A 22,901-nucleotide genomic window follows, 5' to 3' on the forward strand; every position below is an offset into this window, starting at 1 on the left:
CTTCGACCCGGGCCACATCGTCGGGATCGGAGACGCACCAGAACGAGTTCGGCTTGGCCGGCAGCGGCACGAAAGTGCCCTTGTCCACCAGAACGTCGGTGAGCCGGTCCCACTCGTCGCGGGACCCGTCGCAGTAGACGATGCGCTCGGGCGCGGTCAGTTCGGCGACTTCGGCGACCCAGGCCAGGATGCCCTCGTGGTCGATCAACGCCTGCACGGTCCCGGTGACGGTGGTGGACTGTTCGGTCACGGCGACTATCTCCTTCGCGAAACTACTAGGTAATAAGTTTAGAAAACCTGCAATAAGTGACGGCGCACACACCCACCCGTTCGGGGGTGTGCGGGTTGGATCAGGCGGGCTGCTCCAGGGCTTCGGCCTGCCCGGCCACGACGCCGGTGAGAATGGCCCGGGCGGCCGCGAGTAGTTCGGCGACCTCGGGGGAGGTGAGCTCGTAGGTCACCGAAAGTCCCTCGCGGCGGGCCGTGACCAGGCCGGCGCGGCGCAGGATGGACAACTGCTGAGACAGGTTGGCCGGTTCGACGCCGATCTCGACGAGCATTTCGGCGACGGGGTGGTCACGCTGGCTGAGCAGTTCGAGGACGCGGATGCGGACGGGGTGGCCGAGAGTTTTGAAGAAGTCGGCTTTCATCTGGTAGAGCGGCCGTTGCTGTTCTGGCATGTGTGCCACTCCTTCCACGGTGGCGGAATTCGTACCGATGACCGCCTTCTGATTGCAGAGTTTAGCAAACAGCGTAATCACTCCGAGTCGGGCTATAGGTCGTTTCCCGCATAGGAGAGATTGAAACTCTTGTTGACCAGCGGGAAGTCCGGGACGATCGTCTCGCTCATCGCCACCGGCAAGGCCGGCCAGTTGAACCACGACGGGTCGACGATCTTGGCGCGCGTCAGCCGTCCGGCCGCGTCGACCTCAACACGGTGCACGATGGTGCCGCGCCAGCCCTCCACGATCCCGACCCCGTTGCCCGGCCCTCGGTGGCTCGGTGGCGCCGTGAATTCGAATGGGCCGCCCGGTGATTCGGCCAGTGCGGTGACAAGGACGACGGATGCGTCGAATTCGTCTCGGCGCGTGGTGAAGCGGGCGAGCACATCCCCGGCATCGGCCCGGACCTCGGTCACGGGCAGCTCGACGAAGGGGTGGTCCAGGCGCGCGTCGGTGGCCAGACCGCTGGCGCGCGCGGGGTAGCCGAGGCAGCCGAGTGCGCGGGCATCGTCGCCGGTGAGGGTGCCGGTACCGGCGAACCGGTCGAAGACCACCCCGTTACGCAAGGTGAGTTCGGCGATCTCGGCGAGATCGGCTGCCAGCGAGCGCAACTCGCGGACGTCGGGCAACGCGCGCAGTGTCACTCCACCCGGCCGGATCGCGCCGCGCAGCAAGCGATGTCCGGTCACGACGGCGTTCATCCGCAGCACACGCTCGCGAATGCGCAGGGCGTGGGCGTTGGCCAGCCCGTATCCGACGTCATTGGCCAGCGCGCCGAGGTCGGTGGCGTGGTTGTAGAGCCGCTCCAGTTCGACGAGTATGGCGCGCAACCGATGAACCTCGTCGGGCACGGTGATCGCGCAGGCTTCCTCGACCGCGAGGCTGTGGGCCAGCGCGTGACCGGCGGAGGTGTCGCCGCTGACGCGCTCGGCGAGATCGACCGCGTCGGTCGCGGCCCGGCCACGGAACAGCCGCTCGATGCCGCGATGGACGTACCAGAGGCGGGCCTTGAGCCGCACCACGGTTTCCCCTACGACCGAGAACCGGAAATGGCCGGGGCCGATCATCCCCGCGTGCACCGGGCCGACCGGGATCTCGTACACACCGCTGCCGCCGACAGTGAGGAATCGCAATTCCCCGGCCCCCTCGAAAACCGGCCTGTCCTGAGCGTCCGCGCGCATGGGGTACCAGTCATCGGGCCAGTGCGCGTGCCGGACCAGACGGCGTGGGCGTGGATGGCCGTGCAGGCGAATACCGTAGAGGTCCATCATTTCCCGCTCGAACCGGCCTGCCGGAAACGACATGTACGCGAGCGACGGGAGCGCCGGATCATGCGCGGGCAGAGGGCATTCCAGCTCCACCCGCCGGTCGGGCCGTCCCGCGAGGAACAGGTACACGATGCGTAGCCAGCCGTCGCCGTCGTCGTGGGCGGCGACCAGCCCCAACCGGTGTCCGGCCATGAACAGGTCTTCGGCGGCGTCGCTCAGTTCGCCGGGCGTGACGACGCGCCGTATCCGCTGGGCCTGATCCGAAGTCACCGCGGCATCACCTGCTCGGCGGCGGTGGCGAACAGATTCGTGAGTGGTCCGGCCGTGATGCCCAGTGCCACCGAAAGCGCCACTCCCGTGACCAGCGCCACCGTCATCGAGGCGGGCACCGCGATGGCGGGCGCGCCCTCGGGAACACCGCCGAGCAGGATACGACTGGCATTGCGCACCAGCGCGGCGAACGCAATGGCGATCAACAGCAGCGCCAAGCCCAGCACCCACGCCAGGCGCGCATCGGCCAGCGACCGGGCGATGGCCAGCTCGCTGGCGAACATCGCGAACGGCGGCAACCCGAGCAGCACGACGGTCCCCACGGCGAAGGTCACGCCGATCAGCCGAGATCGGGAAGCGACGCTGGTGATGGCGGCGATGGCGGTGGACTGGTGGGCCGCCTGCAGCGGGCCCGTGGACAGGAACAGCACGGTCTTGCCGATCCCGTGGGCGAGGACGTGCAGCAACAGCGCCGCGATCGCCAGCCGGGTTCCCGCCGCCGCGGCGATGGCGATCAATCCCATGTTCTCCATGGACGAATAGGCCAGCAGCCGTTTGAGATCCCGGGTGACGGTGAGCATGGACGCCGCGATCAGCAGCGTGGCCAAGCCAACGATCAGCAGTCCGCCGCGCAGATATCCGGTACCGGTGGCCGCGTCGACGATCGGTTTGATGCGCAGCACGACCGACAGCGCCACCGCCAGCAACACCCCGCTCATCAAGGCCGATACCGGTGCCGGCGCTTGGCTGTGGGCGTCGGCCAGCCAGGTATGGAACGGCACCAGACCCGCTTTGGCGCCGTAGCCGATCAACAGCAGTCCGCCCGCCAAGCGGGTGACGCTCGGATCGAGATGGCTTGCGTACGTGAGCAATACGTCGAGATCCAGCGCTTGCTCACTGGGCGCCCCGGCATGGCGGGCGGCGAAGTACAGCAGCACTGTGCCCAGGAAGGCGACGATGATGCCCACCGAGCAGATCACGATGTACTTCCAGGTGGCCTCGAGCGCGGTCCGAGTGCGCCGATGCCCGACGAGGAAAGCAGTGACCACGGTGGTGGCCTCGACTGCCACCCAGATCACGCCGATATTGTTGGCGCACACCGCGAGTGCCATCGCCGCCAGGAACGCGGGCACCAACCCGGCGTAGGTCCGCGCCCCGCGAGTGTCGGTGTGGCCGTGCGCGAGTTCCGCATCGATATAGCCGGTGCCGGCGCAGGTCGCGAGGGCACCGACGACGCCGATGACGAGCAGCATGGAAACCGACAGCGCGTCCGCCCGCAGCAATCCGCCGGCCATGACATGCGTCCGCCCGGCTAGCCGGCTGCCCAGGGCTGCCCCACAGGCCAGGATCGTGAGCGCGCTGAGCGTGGTGAGAACGGCTGTGCCGCGCCGCCATCCGGCGAGGGCGCCGATCACGGCCGCACCGACGGGCGCCAGGATGGCCATGAGGATCAGGGCTGTCATCAGTCGTGCAGCTCCTGTAGCTGGTCGAGGTCGGCGTCGCCGAACGCGCGGCGCAACCTTCCGGTCAGGACACCGATGATGGCGACCGCGAAGAACACATCCAGGGACGCACCCAGTTCGACGATCAGCGGAACACCGGCGGTGAGCAGGAACGCCGTGGCGGCGATCCCGTTGTCCAACATGAGGAATCCGGCCGCCTGCGAGACGGCGTGGCGACGGGTGGCCATCACCAGCAGCGCGATCAGGATGACCGCGAACGCCGCCGGGACCGCAGCGGTCTCCGGGGTCGTCTCGAGGTCGACCAGTGGCCGGGTGACGCCGAACGCCGTCACCGTCAGCGCGGCCGCGATCAGCAGCGAGGCCGCGGTGTTCACCAGTGGCGTGGCCTCCCGGTACTCGCGGCGCTCTGCACCGATCGCCCGCGCCAGCAGCCACGGCAACACCCCGGCGCGCAGCACCAGCACGGCCGCGCCGACCCCGAGCAGCGGGCCGTCACGGTGATGGATGCCCTGCACAATCGGGATGATCGCCAGCGCGGCGCCCTGCGCGCCGAGCAGCCAGGCGATCGCGCGCAGGTCGCGGCGCCACACCACGAATACCGCCGCGAGCACCAGTGCGCCCGCGGCGAAGTCGAGCACACTCGCGTATCCGGCCTCGCTCACGCTCCTCCTCGCGAGGTGAAGAAGCTGGCGGCGGTGACCGCCAGCAGCGCCAACAGGAAAGAGCCCGCCAGCAATTCGGGCACCCGGAACAATCGGAGCTTGGCGATGAACACCTCCGCGGAGGCGAGCAGCACCGCCAGCACCGATACCTTGACCGCGATGGCGACCACGCCCACGGCGACGGCGATCACGCCGGGCTGACCGCCCGCGATTCCCCATGGCAGGAACAGATTCGCCAGCAGGGCGAGCAGCACGGTCAACCGCATGGCCGACGCCCACTCCACCAAGGCCAGTCTGGGCCCGGCATATTCGAGCACCATCGCCTCATGCACCATGGTCAGCTCCAAGTGCGTGGCCGGGTTGTCCACCGGCAGCCGCCCCGTCTCGGCGATGATCACGACCACCAGCGCCGCCGCGGCCAGGACCGCGCTCAACGACAGCACCCGGCCCGGGTGATCGAGGGTATTCGCCACCAGCGCACCGAGATTCGAAGACCCGCCGGGAATCGACAGCGCGAACACCGACAGCAGGATGGTCGGCTCGACCAGCGCCGCGATCACCGTCTCCCGGCTGGCCCCCATCCCGCCGAACGCGGTGCCGGTGTCGATGCCGCCCAGCGCCAATGCCACCGTGCCGACGAATAGCAGTCCTACCACGGCGAACAGATCGGCCGTCCCGTCCAGTGGCGACCCGGTCGCCACCAGCGGCGCGACCGCGGCGATCACCAGTGTCGTCGCCGCCAGTACCAGCGGCGCGGCGGCGAAGATGAGCGTGGTGCCGACCGGCGTGATCGACTGTTTGCTCAGTTGTTTGCGCAGATCTCGCCACGGTTGCAGGATCCCGGCCCCGGCCCGCCCTTCTGCGCGCGCGCGGACCTGCCGCATGGCGCCGAGAACCAGTGGCGCACCGGCGATGACGCCACCGATCTGCACGGCCCCGGCCGCATACGCTGTCGCGGTCACCGTGAGACCACCAGGACGATCAGCACTCCGAGCGCACCATAGGCGAGGTACAGGTGCACGCTGCCGGTGTGCGCGCGAGCAACCGTCAGCGCTGCCAACCGGATCGCCCGGACCACGGGACGGTACAGCCGGTTCTCGACCGCATCCGCGATCCGCGTGCGATAGGCGACCTTCTCCACCAGATACCGGGACTCGGCCAGATGTGTGATCTCGATGTCGGTGTCCGGGCGCAGCACGTCGTCGAACACCCGCTGCAACGGCTCGGCGAATGACGTTGCCGTGTACTGCATCCGCGCGGTCGGCTGATCCGCGCCGCACGCCCACAAGGGCAGCTCCGCTGGCGCCGGGTTGTTCCGCGCACGCCACCGCATCAGGACCGCGACAGCCACGAAGGCGACGACGACCACGGCGGCGATCCCGGCCGGCGCGATACTGCCCGCGAGCCCCGGCAGTCGAATCGTCCAGCCCAGACCGGTGAATTCGTTCATCCGCGACGCGGGCAGGGAACCGGCCACGGCACGAATCGCCGGCCCGGCGATCAACGGCGCCACAGCCAGGACCACGCATGCCCCGGCGGCGATCACCATCCCCGCCCTCATCGACGCCGAGGACTCGCGAGCCTCGGCGGCCTGCGGTGAGCGTGGTCGGGCGAGGAATCCGATGCCGAACGCCTTCACCATCGTCGCCACACCCAAACCGGCGGTCAGTGCGACCGCGCCGACCGCCAGTGGAGCCGCCAACGCCACCACCGAATCATCCTGTGTCCGTGTGTGGATCAACGACTGGACCAGCAGCCATTCGCTGACGAAGCCCGCGCCCAGCGGCAACCCGGACGCCCCGAGCGCCGCGATGCCGAACAGCGTTGTGGTGGCGGGCATCCGCCGTGCCAGCCCACCGAGCCGGTCCAGATCCCGCAGCCCGGTCGATGCCAGCACCGAACCCGCGGCGAGGAATCCGAGGCATTTGAACGCCGCGTGCGCGATCAGATGCAGCATCGCCGCCGCCATGGCCACGGTGGCGGCCGAGGTCGCGCCCGCGTCGGAGAACAGGGTCGCGGTCCCCAGCGCGAGGATGATCAAGCCCATGTTCTCGGTGGTCGAAAACGCCAGCAGTCGTTTGAGATCCGACTGCACCGACGCCTGCAACACCCCGTACACGGCGGTCACGCCGCCGACGATCATCAGTGTCAGGCCCCACCAACGCGGACCCGGGCCCAGCAGTTGCAGATCGAAGCGGACGATGCCGTAGACCCCGAGATTCACCATTGCCGCGCTCATCAGCGCCGACACCGGGCTCGGGGCTTCGGGATGTGCGCGCGGCAACCACGCGTGCAGCGGCACCAGCCCGGCCTTGGAGCCGAAGCCCGCCACGGTCAGCGTGAATACGACCGCTCGTGTTCCCTCGGAGACGCCGGCGAGCTGGTCGAACCGATCCGTCCCGCCCGCCGCCGCGGAGGCCACCATCAGCCCGGCGAGGATCGCGACGAAACCCAACTGGGTCATCACCGCATAGAACACACCCGATCGCCGCGCGACCGGCCGCCGATGCTCGGTGAACACCAGGACCAGTGACGCGATCGCCATCGACTCCCAGGCGAGCAGGAACGTCGTCACCGACCCGGCCGCGGGTACCAGCATCATCGCCCCCACGAACAGCGGCACCACCGCGAGGGGCACCGGCCCCAGATGGTCCCGCCGGGCATAACCGATCAGATAGATGCCCACCGGGATCGCCACCCCGCCGGTCAGCGCCAGGAAGAAGCCACCGACACGGTCCAGCTGCAGATATACCCCCGACAGCGGTAGCAACCAGCCGATACTCAGCGAACGCGCCGGAGCGAACAGGCCACCGAGACCCGCGGCCACCCCGAGCACCCCCAGCGCACTTGTCGCGATGCCCGCCGTCGAGGCGCTGAAAGTATTGCGGCGCACGGGAACCGGCGTCGACCCGGCTGCCGCCTCGACCGTCGCCGTCACCGTCCGGTCACCGAACGCAGCGCGTCCACGATCGCCTCCGGCGGCGGCGGGCATCCGGGAATACCGATATCGACGGCCACCACCTCGCCGACCGCGCCCACCACCCCGTACGCGTCGGCGAATACGCCCCGGTTCAACGCACAGTCACCACAGGCGATCACGACCTTCGGGCCGGGCGTCGCGGCGTGCGTGCGGCGCAGGGCTTCGGCCATGTTCCGCGTCACCACCCCGGTGACCAGCAGTCCATCGGCATGACGCGGGGAGGCGACCAGCCGCGCGCCGTAGCGCTCGGCATCGTATACGGGTCCGAACGCGCTGGTGATCTCCACCTCGCAGCCATTGCACGAGCCCGCGTCCACATGCCGCAGCTGCAGTGAACCACGCACCGCCGCGGGCACATCCGCCCGCGGGGGCAGGCCGGGTCGTGGCTCGGCGACCCGGCCGATCCGCAGCATCTTCCGCACCCAGCCCACGGCGGCTACCTCTGGTCCGGCGCGTCGACGAGAACCTCGATGAGTACTTCGCCCACGGTTGGAAGGTTTATCAGAAACTGCTTCAGGATTCTACTGATTGCGAAATGCGGAAATTGTGAAGTTTGGGTGGTTCAGTCGTTCGCGTCAGACCTTCTTGACCACACTGGACTTGAGCTGCATCGCGCCGAATCCGTCGACCTTGCAGTCGATGTCGTGGTCCCCGATGCCCTGGACCAGGCGGATGTTGCGGACCTTCGTCCCCGCTTTGATCGGGTTCGGGCTGCCCTTGACCTTGAGGCTCTTGATCACCGTGACCGTGTCCCCGTCGGTGAGGACATTGCCGACCGAGTCCCGGATCACGCCTTCCCCAGTGCCGTCGGTGTCCGAACTCGGTGTGGCGGTCCACTCGTGCGCGCACTCCGGGCAGGTCAGCAGCGATCCGATCTCGTAGGTGTACTCGCTCGAGCATTCGGGGCAGGGCGGTAGGGCGGTCATGGTTCTCCTGTTCGGTGCGGATTCGAACTTCAGTTGGCGGTGAGGAATTCGATGAGGACGCGATTGACCTCGTCGGGCTGTTCGAGATAGCCGTAGTGTCCGCACTTGTCGATCTCGGTGAAGCGTGCGCCGGGGATGGCCGCGGCGACCTCGCGGCACAGCGCGGGCGGGACCATCCGGTCGTCGGCAAATCCCACCACCAGACAGGGCCTTCCGATGTGTCCGTAGTCGGCCAGCCGATTGCGGGAACGGTCCATGCCCAGCTGCGCCCGCACGCCCGCCGTCGGTTTCGCGCTCGCGCTGTAGTCGAAGATGTCCAGCCACTGCTCGGCACGCTCGTCGTCGCCGAGCGTATGCGGGGACAGATTGAGGATCGCCTTGATCGCGGCCGCGTATTGCGGTGGCAGCGAGACGCTTTCGTCGATCAGCGCCTGCTCGCCGCGATTGAGCGTCCGGGCGACCGGATCCGGGCGGCCTGTCGCCGCCAGCAGCACGGCCTTGCCGACCAGATCCGGTCGGGACAGGGCCAGCTCGGCCACCACCCGGGCGCCCATCGACGCACCGACGACGTGAGCAGGTGCGCCACCGAGGTGCTCGATCAGAGCGGCGGTATCGGCCACCAGATCTTCCATAGTGATGCCGTCCGCGCATTCGTCCGAGGGCGCGATGCCGCGGTTATCGAAGGTCGCCACCCGGAATCCCGCCTTGACCAGCGCCGGTACCTGATAGTTCCGCCAGACGCGCCCGGGGCTTCCGGATCCCATTACCAGGACGACGAGGGGACCGGTTCCGGTGACGTCGTAGTTCAGTCGGATCCCGTTGAGGGTTGCGGTGGGCATGGTCCTTCTTCCGGTCGCTCACATGATTGGTTGCGAACATTAGCAATCAGCAAGATGGATGGCGCCGGCGGCCGGGACCGGGGTACCTCATGCATCGTTCCGGGTGCGCTGCCGTGGGTTGCATTCGCTGCCATACCGCCCCGACGTACTGACGATCACCAGTGGGTGCGCATGGCATCGCGGGCAGGAGTCCTCGCCGGGGCGGAGGGCGGCGGGCTTGCACAGCAGCCCGCAGTCGTAGCAGCGCAGGATCTGCCCGCGCACCAGTGAGCTGATCGGCGTCGAACGCATCCTCGACCTCTTTCGTTATCAGCAGAGTCCCTTGATCGGAAGATCTCGGCCTTGTTCAGTGGATCTTGAAGACGTACACAGGTCCGGCCGGTCGAGGTGGATCGAAGAGACCGAACCTGTGTCGCGTTGGGTCAGGTGGTGATGGTGATGACGTCGTTGGCGGTGGCGACGTCGGTGAAGCCAGTGGGCAGGTTTCGGATGGCCTGTTCGATGAGTTGGGTGTGGCGGCCGCAGAAGACGACGATGGCCACGGTCCGCGGGTCGAGAGTCTGTACCACGGCGTGGGCGCCGATCGTGGTGTCGCCGAGCTCGGGCAGAGGGAATTCGCGGATCCGGACTTCCAGTTCATTGATGGCATCCATCGGAAGGACTCCTGTCATCGGTGCGACTCCTGTTCGGTTGTTCCCAGTTGGGCCGGACGCTGTGCAGGGCGGTGAATTCGGCGCGCATATCCTATCTCAGCAAGTATTGACTTTAGAAAAATTGCAACTATTCGGTGGAACGCTCACGCGGCCGTCTCGCAAGCCGCCGAGGCGGCCGTGTGAGCAGGGAGCCTGTTTATGTGCGGCTCGCTCGGTGGCGTCGACCTCACCGCGGCTGGCGTGATCGTGCACGCCGGCGGGCCGGACCCCGAGTCGCGCCGCCTGCTGAACGGCATCTCGGACGTACGCGCGTTCTTTCACACCAACGCCGTACCGCTGTACTTCATCTCGCCGACCCCGTTCAACCTACTGGGCATCGACCGCTGGGTGCGGAACTTCTTCTACCTGACGTACTTTGACTCTTTCGAGGGCGCACATCCGCGCGTGTACATGCCGCGGCGGCGTGACCGCAGGGATTTCGGGGGCATTGAGGACGTGTGCAACCACCTCCTGTACGACCCCGAGACACTCGAGTTCATCGCGCACCGAGGGCCCGGTGGCAAGGCTGTGGCCGAGGAAATTTCGGGGCATACCGACCGAAGCGGATCGACGTCTGTTGACTGCCGCGTCAACGGCGGGCAACCATGGTTTATGCCATCATCTGATGAGGTCAGGCGGCTCGCGGAACTCACTGATCGGCTCGCGCAGCGGTTTCCGGCAATCAGTGTGTGGACTATCGCCACGATCGTGCACGAGGTCCACCAGGGCTTTGATGGCCGGCCGGTGCGGGAATTCGTTCCGCTGCTGGTCGAGCGGGTCGCCGCACGACAGCTCGTGTCGGCCGTCCGCTGACCCGCCACCGCGATGCCGCCGGGACTCCGCCCCGACGGCATCGGCAATCACTTTGGCGCAGAATGTGATTGCCGTACTGGTCGCGATCGAACGTGACATACTGCCCGAATCGGAAATGCGGGTAGTTGACGACGCAGGGGGTCGCGAACAACCATGAACCACGGCAGCAAATGACGAAGACCAGCAGATCGCGGCATTCGTCCGACGCCTTGCCGCACAGTTTCCCACATTCGATGCCGGCACCGTCGAGGGCTTCGTCGCCGAAATCCACCGCGGCTTCGCCGGCCGGCCGGTCCGCGATTTCATTCCGCTGCTTGTCGAGCGCGGCGCACTGCGGAGGCTTCCTGCAACCGGCTGATACGAGCCGCCGGTGAGTGAGGATCCCGAAACCGCCCAGGCGCGTATGTTTCTCGCGGAACTCGAGTACTACGCCGAACGCCTCGTTCGCCGGCGCAGCCAGTGGCGAGACGACAAACCCAACCAGGCCATCGAGGTCGAACTCGCGCAGGTCCACCAGCAGATCCGGAACCTGCACCAGCGATTCCCGGGATTGCGGCAGACATCCGGATGATTTCGAGCGATCGAACAATGAAACGGGATTCGGTGCGGAAACCCGGGCTCGGTTCCTGCGCTGGTTGACCAGTTGGTCGCGGCCGCAGCCTTTTCGGTGGGATCCGCCACGTCGAAGTGGCTGATCATGACGACAGCCTGATGTTCATCGGAGATCGTGCTTCAGGACAGTTCGGCGAGCGTGCCACGCGGCAAGAGGATTTCGGCAGCTGGGCTGGCGGAGTGGCCGGTGGGTCGGTCGGTAGAAGCATCCGTTACATGAGCAGGGGACTGGCGAAGGTCGAGTTGTCGATGACGACGTCCATGAACCGTAACGGTTCGACTTCGGCGAGGTAGATCTGTTCGGCCGGTTGGTATCGGTCGCGGTGGGTCTTCTCGTCGTTGTCCCGGTCGGTGCCGCGGCTGATCGAAATCTCCGGGGATACCTCCAGCCAGATGCGGAAGTCCCAGTATTCGTTGATCTCCGGGCGGAACGCGAAGACGCCGTCCACGATCAGCACCGCGTCGTAGTCGGCCGCGGTCAGCTCCGAGGAGTGGTCGATCTGGGTCAACGGATCGATCGCACACAGCGCGCATTCGCCAGAACCGTTGGGGCCGAAGGGCTCGAGCAGTAGTGCCCGAATTTGCGGATAGTCGAAGGCGTTGCGGTAGTAGCCTTCTCCGGACTCACGATCGTAGAGGTGCCGGTCACGCCAGGGCTTTTTGAAATCGTCCAGGCTTGCCCGTAGCACGGGCCGCCCGGCGCTGGCGATTCGTTCGGCAAGTTCGTGGCCGAAGCTCGTCTTACCCGAGGCGGTCGATCCGTCGATGCCCACCGTCAGACGATTGCGGCCCAATGCCGAAATGCGTTCGGCGACCTGGTCGATCAGTGCGCCACGCTCGGGTGAGGCAAGTGTTGGAACAGGTTGCTGCCAGGTCGAAACCGAACGGTGAATATGTCCCCTTGCCCTCATGCACCGAGCCTAGCTGAACTTGTTGGTGCAGCGATCGGTCAGTGAGTGCTCTGGACCGAGCCTTCGCGGTCCTTGCTGGACGCCTTGTCGGTGAAGGTCTTGTCGACGGGTACGCCGTCGAGCCTGGTCGTCGATGCTGACCCTGATGTAGCCGATTCGCTGACCGTTCGCCACCCGGAATCCCTTCTGCGCGTGGGAATGTGCCGGGCTGAAGTTTTGGAACAGACACCGACAAGTGTCGGAAGAACCGGCGCGGATTCTATTCCGAAGGCCGTGCAGGGGAATCGGGGGTGCCGGGTCGAGGTCTACCTCAAAACGACACCGACTTCGCCAGCGGAACCGGCTATGGAACTCGCCGAGGTTGGCGTGGTCAGCGCGGCAGCGTATCGCGGATCGCCTGAACCACAGCGTCCGCCCTGAGCCAGGCCATGCCCGAGTGCCCGGCATCGTCCAAGCGGCGGACCTCGGCTCGAGGGTGCGCAGCGGCCAGATCGGTGTACAGCCGGTGCTTGGTCTGGTTGGACTCGGCCAGCGAGGCATGCCCTTCTGGCGGCACCAGCTCTTGGGCGATCGCATCGGTCCCCATGGCCGCCATGAAGATCATCGGTACGTCTGGATCGGGCCCGGCGTCGCGGACCTCCCGGAACAGCCGAGGCAGGTTCATCGGCTCCCGCAGGGACTGCCGGAAACGCTCGCGGCGGTGCCCTTGGTCCAGTAGCGGTTCGCGGATCTCGGCGGGCCAGTCGGCGAGCGCCCGGGCCAATACGGTCCGGTACGCGGTCCGCATCGCGTCCAACTGCTCGGGCGAGAACAGGTCGTCGATATTCGAGTCCCGCAGCCGCTGCGCTTTCTCCTCTGACACGTAGTCGACCATGTCCTCGTGGGTCGGGTCGAGCAGGACCATGCTGATGACTTCGCCGGGGAATCGCTTCGCGTAGAGCCGCGCGTACAGGCCGCCGAGTGAGTGCCCGACCAGCACACACGGGCTGGGCACAGCCGCGACGCGCAGCAGCTCGTGCAGGTCGTCGGTCACCTGCGTGCCGCTGCGTGGCAGGTCCACCATGTCGCTCCAGCCCAGGCCGAGCCGGTCGTAGATCACGCTCGTGGTGAACTCCGCGACGAGGTCGTGCACCTTCCAGTAGTACAGGCCCGACATCCCGCCACCGGCCAGGAACACCACGGGCGGCCCGCCGGCGCCGGACTTGTGCAGCAGCATCGCCCCGCCCGCGAGCTCATGGCGCGTCCCCAGTGGGGGCCGGGCCACGCTCGCGATGTCGTCCACCATGCCTGGCACTCCTCTCGTCAGGAACCCGGTCAGCGCACCAGCGCGCTGAAGTCCGTTCGATAACAAAGCATCCCAGTGGATCCACCCGGCTGACACCTGCGCATGAACTCTCCGGAAGTTCCGACATGACATGGTGTTACCAAGTGATCCCACTGCACACCTCATGGAGCAGCGCCGGTGCTCGCCGGCCGATCCGCGCCGCCCGCCCGACTTCGGCCGCACGAGATCACCACGGCGGGTAGAGGAACGAATTGCCGAACACCTCGTCCTGCGCAGACCCGCGTAGTCCTGGCCTAGCGGCGGGATCTGCCGGTGTGCTGTGGTCTCGGCTCACCCGGTCGGCAGGAATGCGCACCGTGATATCAGCTGCTGGAAGCCGGTACGTGCCAGCCGATGACCAATGATGTCACGGCCGCCGGGATCACCACGTCGATGTACGCCGAGGGCAGGGTCCCGTCGAGTTCGAGCGTGACGAAGCCGTGCAGGGTCGCCCAGACCGCGACCGCGATGCGGTTCACCTCTGCGGTCGGGTACCGGGAGGCGTGTACGCGGCTGATCGCATCGACGAGCGGCGCCGCCGGGTCCCGGTCGCTCGGGGCGCCGCTGGGCGTGTAGGTCGTGCCGCCGCCGAAGATCACCGCGTAGAAGTGCCTCTCGTCGAGGGCCCACCGCCGATAGGCCGACGCCATCGCCAGCAGGTCGGTGAGTGGGTCGTCACCCGCGGGTACCGCGACCAGAACCTCGAACAGCTGCGCCGCCAGGCGCTGGCGCACGGCAGCGAGCAGACCGTCCCGGCTTCCGAACAGGGTGTAGATCGAGGTCGTCGAAGCGGTTGCGGCAGCGGCGATTTCGCGCACCGACAAGCGATCCGACGAGCGATCACGCAGCAGATCGGTCGCAGCGCTGATGAGGCATTCGCGCGTGGCGTCGTCGTTGGTTGGCGGACGTCCCATGGAGACGCAGTCTACCCGCCGTGTAACATCGTTTCAGAACGGTGTTCTGAAACTAGGGAGATCATAGTGACGTTCGTTCGACAAAGCTTGCGAGTGGTACGGACCACCGCCATCTACGTCACGGCCGTACTGGCATTGGTCGTGGTGTTCCTGGCTGTGGTGGTGCTGACCGGAGGGGCTGGGCGTGGATGGGCGGCATGGACCGTCACTGCCACGGTCGGCACGGCCATTGCCGGACTGCTGGCAGCCCGTCATCGTCGGCGCTCCGCCGTGCACATGCTGATTCAGACGAGTCTGGCCTGCGCGCTCACCGCCAGCGCCTGCGTACCAACCGTTTCGACGAGCTGGCAGTATCCTCCGGACCTGCCCGGAGTTTCGAGCGAGCGTTGGACGCTCGCGACGGGCAGCCGTGTCGCTGTGTATCACTACGCACCGCCGGCGGGCGTCGAGCATCACGGTATGCCGCTGCTGTATCTCAACGGCGGTCCCGTCCGCAGCATCGCCCTGATCGACCACACGTTTCTGCGGCGGCTGGCGGGCGATGGCTTCGATGTCTACGCCTACGAGCAGGCCGGCGGCGGACGAAGCGATCCGTTGCCCATGCGCGACTACACCATCGACCGCTCGGTGCACGACCTCATGGCAGTGCTGGAGCACATTCCCGGCCGACGCGCCGACGTGATCGGGTTCTCCTCCGGGGCGGTGATCCTCACGCGAGCCCTGGCCGACGCCGCGAGCACGGTCTTCATCCATAGGGCAGTGATCGTGGAACCGGGACCGATGGACGGACCCACAGCGCACGCGGCCGGCTGGACCGGAAGCGCTACGGCCGCCGGGATTGCTCCCCCACCCGGCGGCTCACGCTCGGTCTCGATGCCGCGCTATGCGATTGCCTTCGGGCTGCAGCGGCTGGGGCTACTGTCTCCGCAGGATCAGATGGTCGGCCAGGCCGAAGCGGTCAACGCCTTCCGGGCCGCCGATCTCGGCAGCGACACGGCGAACAGCTACTGCGCGAAGGACGCTCAGCGCATCCCGGTCGAGGACAGCGCCGTGAACTTCTCGTTCAACCCAGCCGCCAGCCTCCGCATCCAGGACACGATCGCCCAGTCGCCCTCGATCACTCCGCAACTGCGCGTATCCGAGGTACCGGCGATGCTGGTGATGGCCCAATGTTCGCACCAATTGCGGCAATGGGCGACGGCCATCCTGGCGTCCGATCCCGCGATTGCCCGGACCCAATACATCACCGGCGTCGGCCATCACATCTGGAACGGCCTCGACGACAACAACGACCGCGCAGCATCGGTGATCACCGCGTTCCTCGACGACGAGCCGGCACCGCTTCCCAACTACCCCACGGCCGCGGACGTTCCGACCTTCCTCGGCGAACACCGGTAGGGCCGGTCCGGCGGCCAGGGAACACCGCGGGCGGCTGGTGTCGTCAGCCGGCTGTTCGGAGACGAGTCTCAGGCTCGATAGGCGTCCCGGGGCTCGTGCACCGCAGGCCCGATCGCGACGTGTGCGAGCAACCCCGGTAGGTCGATGCCCAGATGCCGGGTGACCTCACACAGCGCGTTGTCCAGTGCCACCCGCGTGGACCCCGGCTGCGGGTGCAGCCGCACGACGGTGCCCGCGTGGCGGATTTCGACGTGGCAGACCTTGTCGCCGCGGGTGCACCCGGCGACCGGCCGCGGTGCACTGATGACGACATGGGCCTCACCGCCGCAGCGGCTGACCCTGCCGCTGATGAACATCTGCACTCCAGCACTTCCCCTCGACCGATTACAGGACCGCTCGATAGTTCGACGCCGCTGTGCCAGCGGATTGCTCGCACCGACGCAGCATTCCGGCCACACCGGCGATAGCGGCCATCACCAGCAGCGCATCTACTGCCCCGACTCGTTGCTGCCTGATGACCTCAAAGTGCTGGTCGCGTCGATCGCGGCGCACTGACGGCGCAGATAGGCGGCCGTGAGCAGGTCGTCGATGGTGGCGCGCCGGAGCCGATGGATCCGATCGGGGATGGTGGTGAAATCGGCAGTGCGACTGTAGATGTCCGCGTCGAGGAGTTGGCGGCGGATCCCGATGTCGGCCGGGATGAGATCGGCGGCACCGTCCAGACCGGTCAACTCCGGCACCGTGACGGTCCAATGCTGCTCAGGCCGGGTGGATCAGAAGAGTCTGCGGGCCGATCCACCCGGCCGCCGAGCACGGTGCACCGCTCGAGTTGGCGAAGCGGGGCACCGGTTCCGGAGTCGTCCACTATGACCCCGGCCGGATGATCCGACGTGAGAATGCGGCGCGATAACCGCTGGATCCCCGCCACGTTCCACGATCGGCTCACCCACACCGCACAGTAATGAGATACCGCGCCGGAGCCGCCCGAATATCGCGCTGCTGGCACGAATCGAGAGTGCTCAGGCACGAAAGGTCGCAGATATCTCCGAATTAACTGCGAGATTCAGACCGGCCAGATCACCCTGTACCCGATCACTGACCGATCGTTTTCCGAACGATCTTCGGCTCTGGCTGAGGCGCTGTGACTCGCAGCGGTGAATGGCGCTGTTCTCGCAGGGCCGGGTGGCGTCGATGGCGAGGACCGGAATCAGATTGCGTTGGTGAACATTCCGTTGACCGGTCCGTTCGAGGGGGCGGACAGAGCATCGAGGCGCTCGGCGAGTTCGATCGGCAGGTGGATCTACGGTGGGATTTTCATCGAGCTGCTCGATAGTGCGGGGACTGGTCGAGGTAGAGGAGATACCCGGCCGACTGGCGACCCACGCCAGCGCGACAGCGACAGCGGTCGTGTCCAATTCGGCTGCGATGCGGGCTACTTCGTCGGCGACACCGAGATTGCGGTCGGTGAGCAGATCGCTGGCCCAGCGCTGGGTCTGCGCTTCACGTGGTCGGCGGAGACGCTTGCGCGCCATACCGAACACACGCTGAAGGCCAAGGGATGAGCCGTGTCAACCATCACCACCAGCGACAACGCCGAGATCTACGACAAGGATCGGGGCAGCGGACAATCGGTCGTGTTCAGTCACGGCTGGCCGCTCAACGCCGACGTCTGGGACGAACGACCGAAACTGGTCGCCGAGCACGGCTTCCGCGCAATCGCCCATGACCGCCGCGGACACGTGTCCTGGGTTACGTCCAGATCTGATGCTGACGACCGCACTGTAGTGTGCGTTCGTCAACCAAGCTGATGCGATCAGCGAGGGCGATTACCCCCGAACGGGCCCCGTATCGATGTAGATCGGTACGGGGCTCGATTGGTCGGATTCATGCGCGGTGCCATCCGGTGGCGGGATTGCGCTCGAAATGTGAAGTGTCACTTCGATACGACAGCACACCGTCTTGATGGCCTCCGCACGCACCTGGATTCCTGCCCACCCCCACACCGACATATGGATTGGCGCCACGATCTATCTGATGATCCCGGTGGCGATAGCGACGTGGATGATGCTCGCGATCAAATCACAAAGGCACTGAGATCGGCTGGTTTTCACGCGTTGCCGCCGACGGGGCGATCTCTACGCATCGATCGTCTTGCCTGCCGGAATTGTGGTTGTCGACACACCGGGCGACGCTGTGCGCCTATAGGTGGATCCGATAATTCGATAAGGCATGACGATCGTTCGAGTTCGACCGGGCCGACATACGTTCGGAAGCGGGAGTGAGTTAGGCATGTAAACCCTTCCTGTGCAATGGTTTACCTTATTTTGGCTAGCCTTACGTTGCTGGTCGGGCATCGGAAAACCTATTAGCGTCGACCTCGTGCTCTTGATGAACGACGGAAATTCGGCGGTCTTGCCGCACTCCGAGACCCACGGTAACGGGCTTGCCGCACGGCTGAATTGGCTGCGCGCCGGTGTGCTGGGCGCGAACGATGGAATCGTCTCCGTGGCGGGCATCGTCATCGGCGTGGCGGCTGCCACGGCAGATCGCGGCACGATCGTGACGGCGGGCATCGCGGGCCTGGCCGCGGGCGCGGTGTCGATGGCCCTCGGTGAGTATGTATCGGTGAGTACGCAGCGCGACAGCGAGCGCGCGCTTCTCGAGATCGAGCGCCGGGAGCTGGCCGAGCAGCCCGAGGAGGAGCTGGCCGAGCTGGCCGCCATCTACGAGCGCAAGGGCCTGTCCCCCGCGACGGCCCGGAAGGTGGCACAGGAACTCACCGAACAAGACGCGTTCCTCGCGCATGCCGAGGCCGAACTCGGGATCGATCCGCACGAACTGACCAACCCTCTGCATGCGGCGGTGTCGTCGGCGATTTCGTTCACCCTCGGCGCCCTGCTGCCACTACTGGCGATCCTCGCCCCGGCCGCGATCCGCGTTCCGGTCACTGCGGGCGCAGTGCTGGTAGCGCTGGCGTTGACGGGCGCGGCCGGAGCCTGGCTCGGGCAAGCGCCGGTGCGGCGCGCGACGATCCGGGTGCTCATCGGCGGCGCCGCGGCCATGGTCGTGACGTATGCGGTCGGCCATTTGATCGGCATGGCGCTATAGCGGTGGCATGCCGGACGCTGCTGTCCAGAAGCGCTTCGGCGTGAGCGGGAAGCCGGTCGGGCCTGGACTACTCGGATAGTCCTCGGCCAGCGCAATTTTCGCGACCGACAGCAACCCGAACCTCCCGCCGTACACCGACCTCGGTACCGCTACCGTCCAGATCGGCGGCACCGCGAGTACGGAGGGCGGCTACGGCCTGATGGTAACCACGTAGTGGCCCGGCTGTAGCAGTGCCTCGCGTTCCTGCGATCCGTGCGTCACGGTGGTTTGTCGGTGGGTCGCCGTAGTGTTGCGTTCATGAGCATTTCGATGTGTCGGCGCGCGAGCCCGGGCGAATTCAGTTGCGCGGCCGGGGGTTCGGATAGCACTGTGTTCGTCGTAAGCGATTCACGAGAAGGGTCATGGGGAGTGACCCTCCGGGGGAAGGAATGAATGCCATGAACCGCAATATGATTCGCGGGGAGCATCGCGGCCCGAGGTTCGCCAAGAGCAGTTTCAGTTACGGTGGCGGCGATTGCGTCGAGGTCGCGTACCACGAAGGCCAGATCGCATTGCGCGATTCCAAGGATCGGCACAGCCCGACACTGTGGTTCACGAAATCTGAGTGGCGAGCGTTCATGTCAGGTGTGCGGGCCGGCGAATTCGATTTCGGCGACTGACGGGTAGGTGGTGTCGCAGCGAATTCACTGCGACACCACCACCCCCACGTGCGGCCGACCCCTCGTACAGCCGCTGGAAAATGGTCAATTGGTTGCGATGCGGTGGATTTCGTCCCGGAGCTCGGCGAGGAATACGCGGGCATCGGTGTCGAACACGGCCATTCGAGTCAGAGCCACCCAGCGGCGGCGATGGGCGTCGACAAGTTCGGGGCCACGAGTGACCATGCTTCCCGGGATCGGTTCCGCGGAGGCGAGCGCGTGGTCCTCGTTCTCGTAGATGACGAAACCGTGCGGGATCGTGGTGCTGGCCTCGATATCCTGCGGAATCACCCCGATGATGACCGTATCGAGGGTCTCGATCGAGATGATCCGGTCCAGTTGGGCGAGGAGCATGCGATGCGGTCCGGGCCGAAAGCGCAGGGCCGCTTCGGTAATCAGGAATTCGAAGCGCTTCGCGGGGTCGTACAACACACGCTGGCGATCCAGGCGCGCGGCGAGCGCGGCTGCCAGCGCGTCGGGCGTGTAGGGCGGATCGAAAGTGGCGAACACCCGGCGGGCGTAGTCGGCGGTCTGGAGTAGACCCGGCACCAGTGCGGGCTGGAAGTTCCGCACCACTTGCGCGTCCTCCTCGAATGCCCGTACGTCGTCCTGCAGGTGCGTGCGGTCCGCGAGCGAGGCCGCCCAGTCGCGCACCTCGGGTGAGTGCGCCGCTTCGGTGAGAGTGCGTAACGAATGCTGAGAATCAGGTTCTGCCCCAACCGCTTTGGCCCAGTCGAGCACCTGCGGCAGCGGGGGAACCACGTGGCCTGCTTCGATCCGAGACAATGTCGACTGGCTGATTCCGACTCGTTTGGCCAGCTCCCGCCCGGAGATTCCGGCCATGTCCCGCAACCGGCGCAGCTCCGCGCCCAACTGCTGGCGCGGGTGCGACTGGCGCGCAACAGAATTCGCGGCGGCTACCGCCGCCGCAGTCGCGCCCTCTGCCGGTTGATTCACTGGAAACATGATGATTCAGATCGAATCATCTCGATTCATCCGAGTCAAGACTCGGCCGGTCGTAACGTGAATCACGCGCTCACCGTCCAGCGCCCGGACAGCTGACCAGCCCATGCGCCATGGCCGGACCTGACCTGACGAGACGTCTATCCAGCCACCCATGGACGCTGCTCGCGAGGCGGTCGACTGGCTGATCGGATATCTGGCGCGCAACCTGGGCAGTGCGAATTCGTCGTCACCGCTGAGCATTCGGGCCATCCCGATCAGGCCCTCGGTCAGTGCATTAGGTCCGAAGCGATGGTCCAGCTGACCGAGGCCACACCGGATGATGTCCGCACCGAAATCAGCCGCTTCCACGCTTCCAACATCGGCCGCCTCATCGCAGCGCGCCTGCGTCCCGGTCTTCCGGGCGAGCACACCCGCGCGAGCGCAGGGAGTTGCCCTGCGACCGGGTCATATCGATGAGGACTGGCCCCCAGCCGGGTGTCAGGGGCTCGAGATCCCCTTGGCTCCACCGAAAAGGGGCGTTGCACGAACCGATTCCGACGGGGCCGATGCTGCAGGTTTGCGGCACCGGTCCCGTTGTCGTTATCGGGTCGGGATGGAGATCCCTTGGCCTCCGGGATGACTCCGGTTTCAGATGTGGTCGACCAGGCCTATGGCACCCTCGGACACGGCGCAGTGCACGCAGCAGAAGAATCGGCCCTCTGATTCCACACCGTGACCAATGATCTTGCAGTTGCAGTGCTCGCAGATGGGTGCCATCCGGTGGATCGCACATTCGAAGCAGTCGAAGACGTGCCGCACTCCCTGAGCTTCGACGACGATCGGCATAGCGTAATCATTACCGCAAACCTCGCATGCGCTCATGGATCGCACGCTACTCCGTGGGACCGGCTCGGTGTCTCCAGTTCCGTTTTTTAGGCCCTTGACCAGCCGAGTTGTGGTGCCGAGGTGGCTGCCTCGGCTACGCCGGCAGCCCGGCGCGGCGGCGGGCCACGGCGGCGACGGCGGCCCAGCCCTTGTCGCCGTCGCCGTGGGCGCGGGCGTCGCGCAGCACGCTGCCGAAGGGCAGCGGGACGCCCGCCGTGCGCGGTGGAACAACCGTGCGGGCGAGGCCGCTTCAGCCGATTATCGGTAGCCGATCACGGGGTGTTCTCCGTCAGATCAGCTTCTGCAGCGGTGCGGGCACTTCCAGTCCCATCCGGGCCAGGGAATTGGCGTGATACGCCTCGCCGGGAACGTGGATCATGTGCTGAAGTCCCACGTGCGCGTCCCGCCAGAACCGCTGCAGCGGGTTGCCGCGCCGAATCACGTTTCCGCCGGACCGCGCGAAGACCTCGTCCAGGGCCGAGACGGCTCGCCAGGCGCAGCGGACCTGGTTGCGGCGGACGGTCGAGCGGTCCTCGATCGTCGTCGGTTTTCCGGACACCACCAGATCGTGCATCTGGCTGATGCCATCGATCAATTGCACTCGGGAGGCCGCGATCTCAGCGGCCGCCTCTCCCGCGGCGTAGAGCACATACGGATCGTCCCGAACCACGGCGCCCACCGAGGTGACTCGGTCGCGTTGGAGGTCCAGGTGCGCGGCCAGCGCGCCCTCGCAAATCCCGATGACCGCCGCGGTGATCCCGATCGGGAACATCGAGGAATACGGGAGCCGGTACAGCACCTCGAGCCCGAGGGCTTCGGCGGTGGTACCCGACTGGACCGTCTCCTGATTGATCGTCCGATACGTGGGAACGAACGCCTTCGTGGCGACGACGTCCTTGCTGCCGGTGCCCGACAGGCCGATCACATCCCATGAGTCGTCGATGATCTCGTAGTCCGAACGGGGGAGCACCACGTGCAGAATGGTGAACGGCAACGCGGGCTTTCCGGTGCCGTCTCCGAGAATCGCGCCGAGAATGACCCAGTCGCAGTGGTCGGTGCCCGACGAGAACGGCCAGCGCCCGCTGAGAACGTACCCTCCGTCGACGGGGTCTGCGAGGCCCCAGGGTATGACGGGCGAGCCGATCCAGGTGTCCGGGTTGTCTCCCAACACCTCTTGTGCGAGACGGTGATCCATTTGTGCCAACTCCCACGGGTGGATGCCGACGACGCCACAGACCCACCCGGCGGCCCCGTCGTGCCGCGCGACCGCCATCACCGCTTCGGCGAAGTCCCGTGGATGGGCGGCGTAGCCACCGAACTCGGTGGGCGCCAAGAGCCGCATCACTCCTGTCGAACGAAGCAAGTCGACGCTCTTGTCGCTCAGCCTGCCGAGTTTCTCGTTTTCCTCGGCGAGCGCGGCCAGCTCGGGCCCGAGTTCATCGATGCGGTTGACTACGTCGTGTGCCATGTC

At 66.5% G+C, this 22,901-nt stretch carries 27 protein-coding genes and 3 pseudogenes; 9 read left to right on the forward strand and 21 right to left on the reverse strand.

What is annotated here, in order from left to right; all coding sequences use genetic code 11:
• The 12 genes and pseudogenes from ABZ909_RS25755 to ABZ909_RS25810 form a co-directional block, all read right to left on the reverse strand.
• Nucleotides 1-250: pseudogene (locus ABZ909_RS25755) on the reverse strand (phosphoenolpyruvate carboxykinase); the annotation flags it as partial.
• 100 nt (nt 251-350) lie between these two features.
• Complete coding sequence (locus ABZ909_RS25760) at nt 351-680, reverse strand: metalloregulator ArsR/SmtB family transcription factor (RefSeq protein ID WP_357003976.1); 330 nt, start codon at nt 678-680, stop codon at nt 351-353.
• A 92-nt stretch (nt 681-772) separates the two neighbouring features.
• The gene (locus ABZ909_RS25765; RefSeq protein WP_357004389.1) at nt 773-2,209 is read right to left on the reverse strand and encodes an NADH-quinone oxidoreductase subunit C; all 1,437 of its coding nucleotides are present in this window, start codon (nt 2,207-2,209) and stop codon (nt 773-775) included.
• A gap of 47 nt (nt 2,210-2,256) precedes the next feature.
• On the reverse strand, nt 2,257-3,723 hold the full coding sequence (locus tag ABZ909_RS25770; protein WP_357003978.1) for a proton-conducting transporter membrane subunit: 1,467 nt from the start codon (nt 3,721-3,723) through the stop codon (nt 2,257-2,259).
• A complete protein-coding gene (locus ABZ909_RS25775; RefSeq protein WP_357003980.1) occupies nt 3,723-4,385 on the reverse strand; it encodes a hypothetical protein in 663 nt (220 codons plus the stop codon). The genes ABZ909_RS25770 and ABZ909_RS25775 overlap by 1 nt, the downstream gene beginning before the upstream one ends.
• Nucleotides 4,382-5,347: an NADH-quinone oxidoreductase subunit H gene (locus ABZ909_RS25780; protein ID WP_357003982.1), complete on the reverse strand. Its 966-nt coding sequence runs from the start codon at nt 5,345-5,347 to the stop codon at nt 4,382-4,384. The genes ABZ909_RS25775 and ABZ909_RS25780 overlap by 4 nt, the downstream gene beginning before the upstream one ends.
• Complete coding sequence (locus tag ABZ909_RS25785; RefSeq protein ID WP_357004392.1) at nt 5,344-7,278, reverse strand: proton-conducting transporter membrane subunit; 1,935 nt, start codon at nt 7,276-7,278, stop codon at nt 5,344-5,346. Before ABZ909_RS25785 ends, ABZ909_RS25780 begins: the two co-directional genes overlap by 4 nt.
• A 41-nt stretch (nt 7,279-7,319) precedes the next feature.
• Nucleotides 7,320-7,796, reverse strand: coding sequence for an oxidoreductase (locus ABZ909_RS25790; RefSeq protein ID WP_357003984.1), 477 nt, complete (start codon nt 7,794-7,796; stop codon nt 7,320-7,322).
• 144 nt (nt 7,797-7,940) lie between these two features.
• Complete coding sequence (locus ABZ909_RS25795; RefSeq protein WP_357003986.1) at nt 7,941-8,291, reverse strand: zinc ribbon domain-containing protein YjdM; 351 nt, start codon at nt 8,289-8,291, stop codon at nt 7,941-7,943.
• A gap of 29 nt (nt 8,292-8,320) precedes the next feature.
• Complete coding sequence (locus tag ABZ909_RS25800; protein WP_357003988.1) at nt 8,321-9,130, reverse strand: alpha/beta hydrolase; 810 nt, start codon at nt 9,128-9,130, stop codon at nt 8,321-8,323.
• An 87-nt stretch (nt 9,131-9,217) separates the two neighbouring features.
• Nucleotides 9,218-9,421 carry a hypothetical protein gene (locus ABZ909_RS25805; RefSeq protein ID WP_357003990.1) on the reverse strand — a complete coding sequence of 68 codons (204 nt, stop codon included), beginning with the start codon at nt 9,419-9,421 and terminating at the stop codon, nt 9,218-9,220.
• Nucleotides 9,422-9,552: 131 nt separating this feature from the next.
• Nucleotides 9,553-9,783 (reverse strand): hypothetical protein, encoded by a 231-nt coding sequence (locus ABZ909_RS25810; RefSeq protein WP_357003992.1) that lies wholly within the window; start codon nt 9,781-9,783, stop codon nt 9,553-9,555.
• A gap of 240 nt (nt 9,784-10,023) precedes the next feature.
• Between ABZ909_RS25810 and ABZ909_RS25815 the strand changes: the two are divergent.
• The 4 genes and pseudogenes from ABZ909_RS25815 to ABZ909_RS25830 all read left to right on the forward strand — a co-directional run.
• Nucleotides 10,024-10,350: pseudogene (locus ABZ909_RS25815) on the forward strand (hypothetical protein); the annotation flags it as partial.
• 84 nt (nt 10,351-10,434) lie between these two features.
• Nucleotides 10,435-10,635: a three-helix bundle dimerization domain-containing protein gene (locus ABZ909_RS25820; protein WP_357004395.1), complete on the forward strand. Its 201-nt coding sequence runs from the start codon at nt 10,435-10,437 to the stop codon at nt 10,633-10,635.
• Between the two features lie 187 nt (nt 10,636-10,822).
• Nucleotides 10,823-10,993: a three-helix bundle dimerization domain-containing protein gene (locus ABZ909_RS25825; RefSeq protein ID WP_357004398.1), complete on the forward strand. Its 171-nt coding sequence runs from the start codon at nt 10,823-10,825 to the stop codon at nt 10,991-10,993.
• A gap of 12 nt (nt 10,994-11,005) precedes the next feature.
• The gene (locus tag ABZ909_RS25830) at nt 11,006-11,206 is read left to right on the forward strand and encodes a hypothetical protein (RefSeq protein ID WP_357003994.1); all 201 of its coding nucleotides are present in this window, start codon (nt 11,006-11,008) and stop codon (nt 11,204-11,206) included.
• 253 nt (nt 11,207-11,459) lie between these two features.
• Here ABZ909_RS25830 and ABZ909_RS25835 read toward each other — a convergent pair whose 3' ends face one another.
• The 3 genes from ABZ909_RS25835 to ABZ909_RS25845 all read right to left on the reverse strand — a co-directional run bounded on the left by ABZ909_RS25835 (nt 11,460) and on the right by ABZ909_RS25845 (nt 14,396).
• Nucleotides 11,460-12,158, reverse strand: a complete 699-nt coding sequence (locus tag ABZ909_RS25835; protein WP_357003996.1) for a hypothetical protein — start codon at nt 12,156-12,158, stop codon at nt 11,460-11,462.
• Between the two features lie 370 nt (nt 12,159-12,528).
• On the reverse strand, nt 12,529-13,443 hold the full coding sequence (locus tag ABZ909_RS25840; protein WP_357003997.1) for an alpha/beta hydrolase: 915 nt from the start codon (nt 13,441-13,443) through the stop codon (nt 12,529-12,531).
• Between the two features lie 362 nt (nt 13,444-13,805).
• Nucleotides 13,806-14,396 carry a TetR/AcrR family transcriptional regulator gene (locus tag ABZ909_RS25845; RefSeq protein WP_357003999.1) on the reverse strand — a complete coding sequence of 197 codons (591 nt, stop codon included), beginning with the start codon at nt 14,394-14,396 and terminating at the stop codon, nt 13,806-13,808.
• A 93-nt stretch (nt 14,397-14,489) separates the two neighbouring features.
• Between ABZ909_RS25845 and ABZ909_RS25850 the strand changes: the two genes are divergently transcribed.
• Entirely contained in the window at nt 14,490-15,794 is a 1,305-nt protein-coding gene (locus ABZ909_RS25850; protein ID WP_357004001.1) for an alpha/beta fold hydrolase, read from the forward strand.
• Nucleotides 15,795-15,862: 68 nt separating this feature from the next.
• Here ABZ909_RS25850 and ABZ909_RS25855 read toward each other — a convergent pair whose 3' ends face one another.
• The 3 genes from ABZ909_RS25855 to ABZ909_RS25865 form a co-directional block, all read right to left on the reverse strand.
• On the reverse strand, nt 15,863-16,156 hold the full coding sequence (locus tag ABZ909_RS25855; RefSeq protein ID WP_357004003.1) for a hypothetical protein: 294 nt from the start codon (nt 16,154-16,156) through the stop codon (nt 15,863-15,865).
• Between the two features lie 126 nt (nt 16,157-16,282).
• Nucleotides 16,283-16,525 (reverse strand): hypothetical protein, encoded by a 243-nt coding sequence (locus ABZ909_RS25860; protein WP_357004006.1) that lies wholly within the window; start codon nt 16,523-16,525, stop codon nt 16,283-16,285.
• A 288-nt stretch (nt 16,526-16,813) separates the two neighbouring features.
• The gene (locus ABZ909_RS25865) at nt 16,814-17,326 is read right to left on the reverse strand and encodes a hypothetical protein (protein ID WP_357004401.1); all 513 of its coding nucleotides are present in this window, start codon (nt 17,324-17,326) and stop codon (nt 16,814-16,816) included.
• 33 nt (nt 17,327-17,359) lie between these two features.
• Between ABZ909_RS25865 and ABZ909_RS25870 the strand changes: the two are divergent.
• The 3 genes and pseudogenes from ABZ909_RS25870 to ABZ909_RS25880 all read left to right on the forward strand — a co-directional run.
• A pseudogene (locus ABZ909_RS25870) lies at nt 17,360-17,533 on the forward strand (alpha/beta hydrolase); the annotation flags it as partial.
• Nucleotides 17,534-18,182: 649 nt separating this feature from the next.
• On the forward strand, nt 18,183-18,902 hold the full coding sequence (locus tag ABZ909_RS25875; RefSeq protein WP_357004403.1) for a VIT family protein: 720 nt from the start codon (nt 18,183-18,185) through the stop codon (nt 18,900-18,902).
• A 437-nt stretch (nt 18,903-19,339) separates the two neighbouring features.
• Nucleotides 19,340-19,561 carry a DUF397 domain-containing protein gene (locus ABZ909_RS25880; protein WP_357004007.1) on the forward strand — a complete coding sequence of 74 codons (222 nt, stop codon included), beginning with the start codon at nt 19,340-19,342 and terminating at the stop codon, nt 19,559-19,561.
• Nucleotides 19,562-19,645: 84 nt separating this feature from the next.
• Here ABZ909_RS25880 and ABZ909_RS25885 read toward each other — a convergent pair whose 3' ends face one another.
• Both ABZ909_RS25885 and ABZ909_RS25890 read right to left on the reverse strand, forming a co-directional pair.
• Nucleotides 19,646-20,557, reverse strand: coding sequence for a helix-turn-helix transcriptional regulator (locus ABZ909_RS25885; protein ID WP_357004010.1), 912 nt, complete (start codon nt 20,555-20,557; stop codon nt 19,646-19,648).
• A 636-nt stretch (nt 20,558-21,193) separates the two neighbouring features.
• On the reverse strand, nt 21,194-21,391 hold the full coding sequence (locus tag ABZ909_RS25890; RefSeq protein WP_040863016.1) for a hypothetical protein: 198 nt from the start codon (nt 21,389-21,391) through the stop codon (nt 21,194-21,196).
• A gap of 94 nt (nt 21,392-21,485) precedes the next feature.
• Here ABZ909_RS25890 and ABZ909_RS25895 point away from each other — a divergent pair, with 94 nt between their 5' ends.
• The gene (locus tag ABZ909_RS25895) at nt 21,486-21,698 is read left to right on the forward strand and encodes a hypothetical protein (protein ID WP_357004012.1); all 213 of its coding nucleotides are present in this window, start codon (nt 21,486-21,488) and stop codon (nt 21,696-21,698) included.
• A gap of 21 nt (nt 21,699-21,719) precedes the next feature.
• Here ABZ909_RS25895 and ABZ909_RS25900 read toward each other — a convergent pair whose 3' ends face one another.
• Nucleotides 21,720-22,898 (reverse strand): hydroxylase, encoded by a 1,179-nt coding sequence (locus tag ABZ909_RS25900; RefSeq protein ID WP_357004014.1) that lies wholly within the window; start codon nt 22,896-22,898, stop codon nt 21,720-21,722.
• Nucleotides 22,899-22,901 lie beyond the last annotated feature (3 nt).

Source organism: Nocardia sp. NPDC046763 (assembly GCF_040645495.1).
GTDB lineage: Bacteria > Actinomycetota > Actinomycetes > Mycobacteriales > Mycobacteriaceae > Nocardia.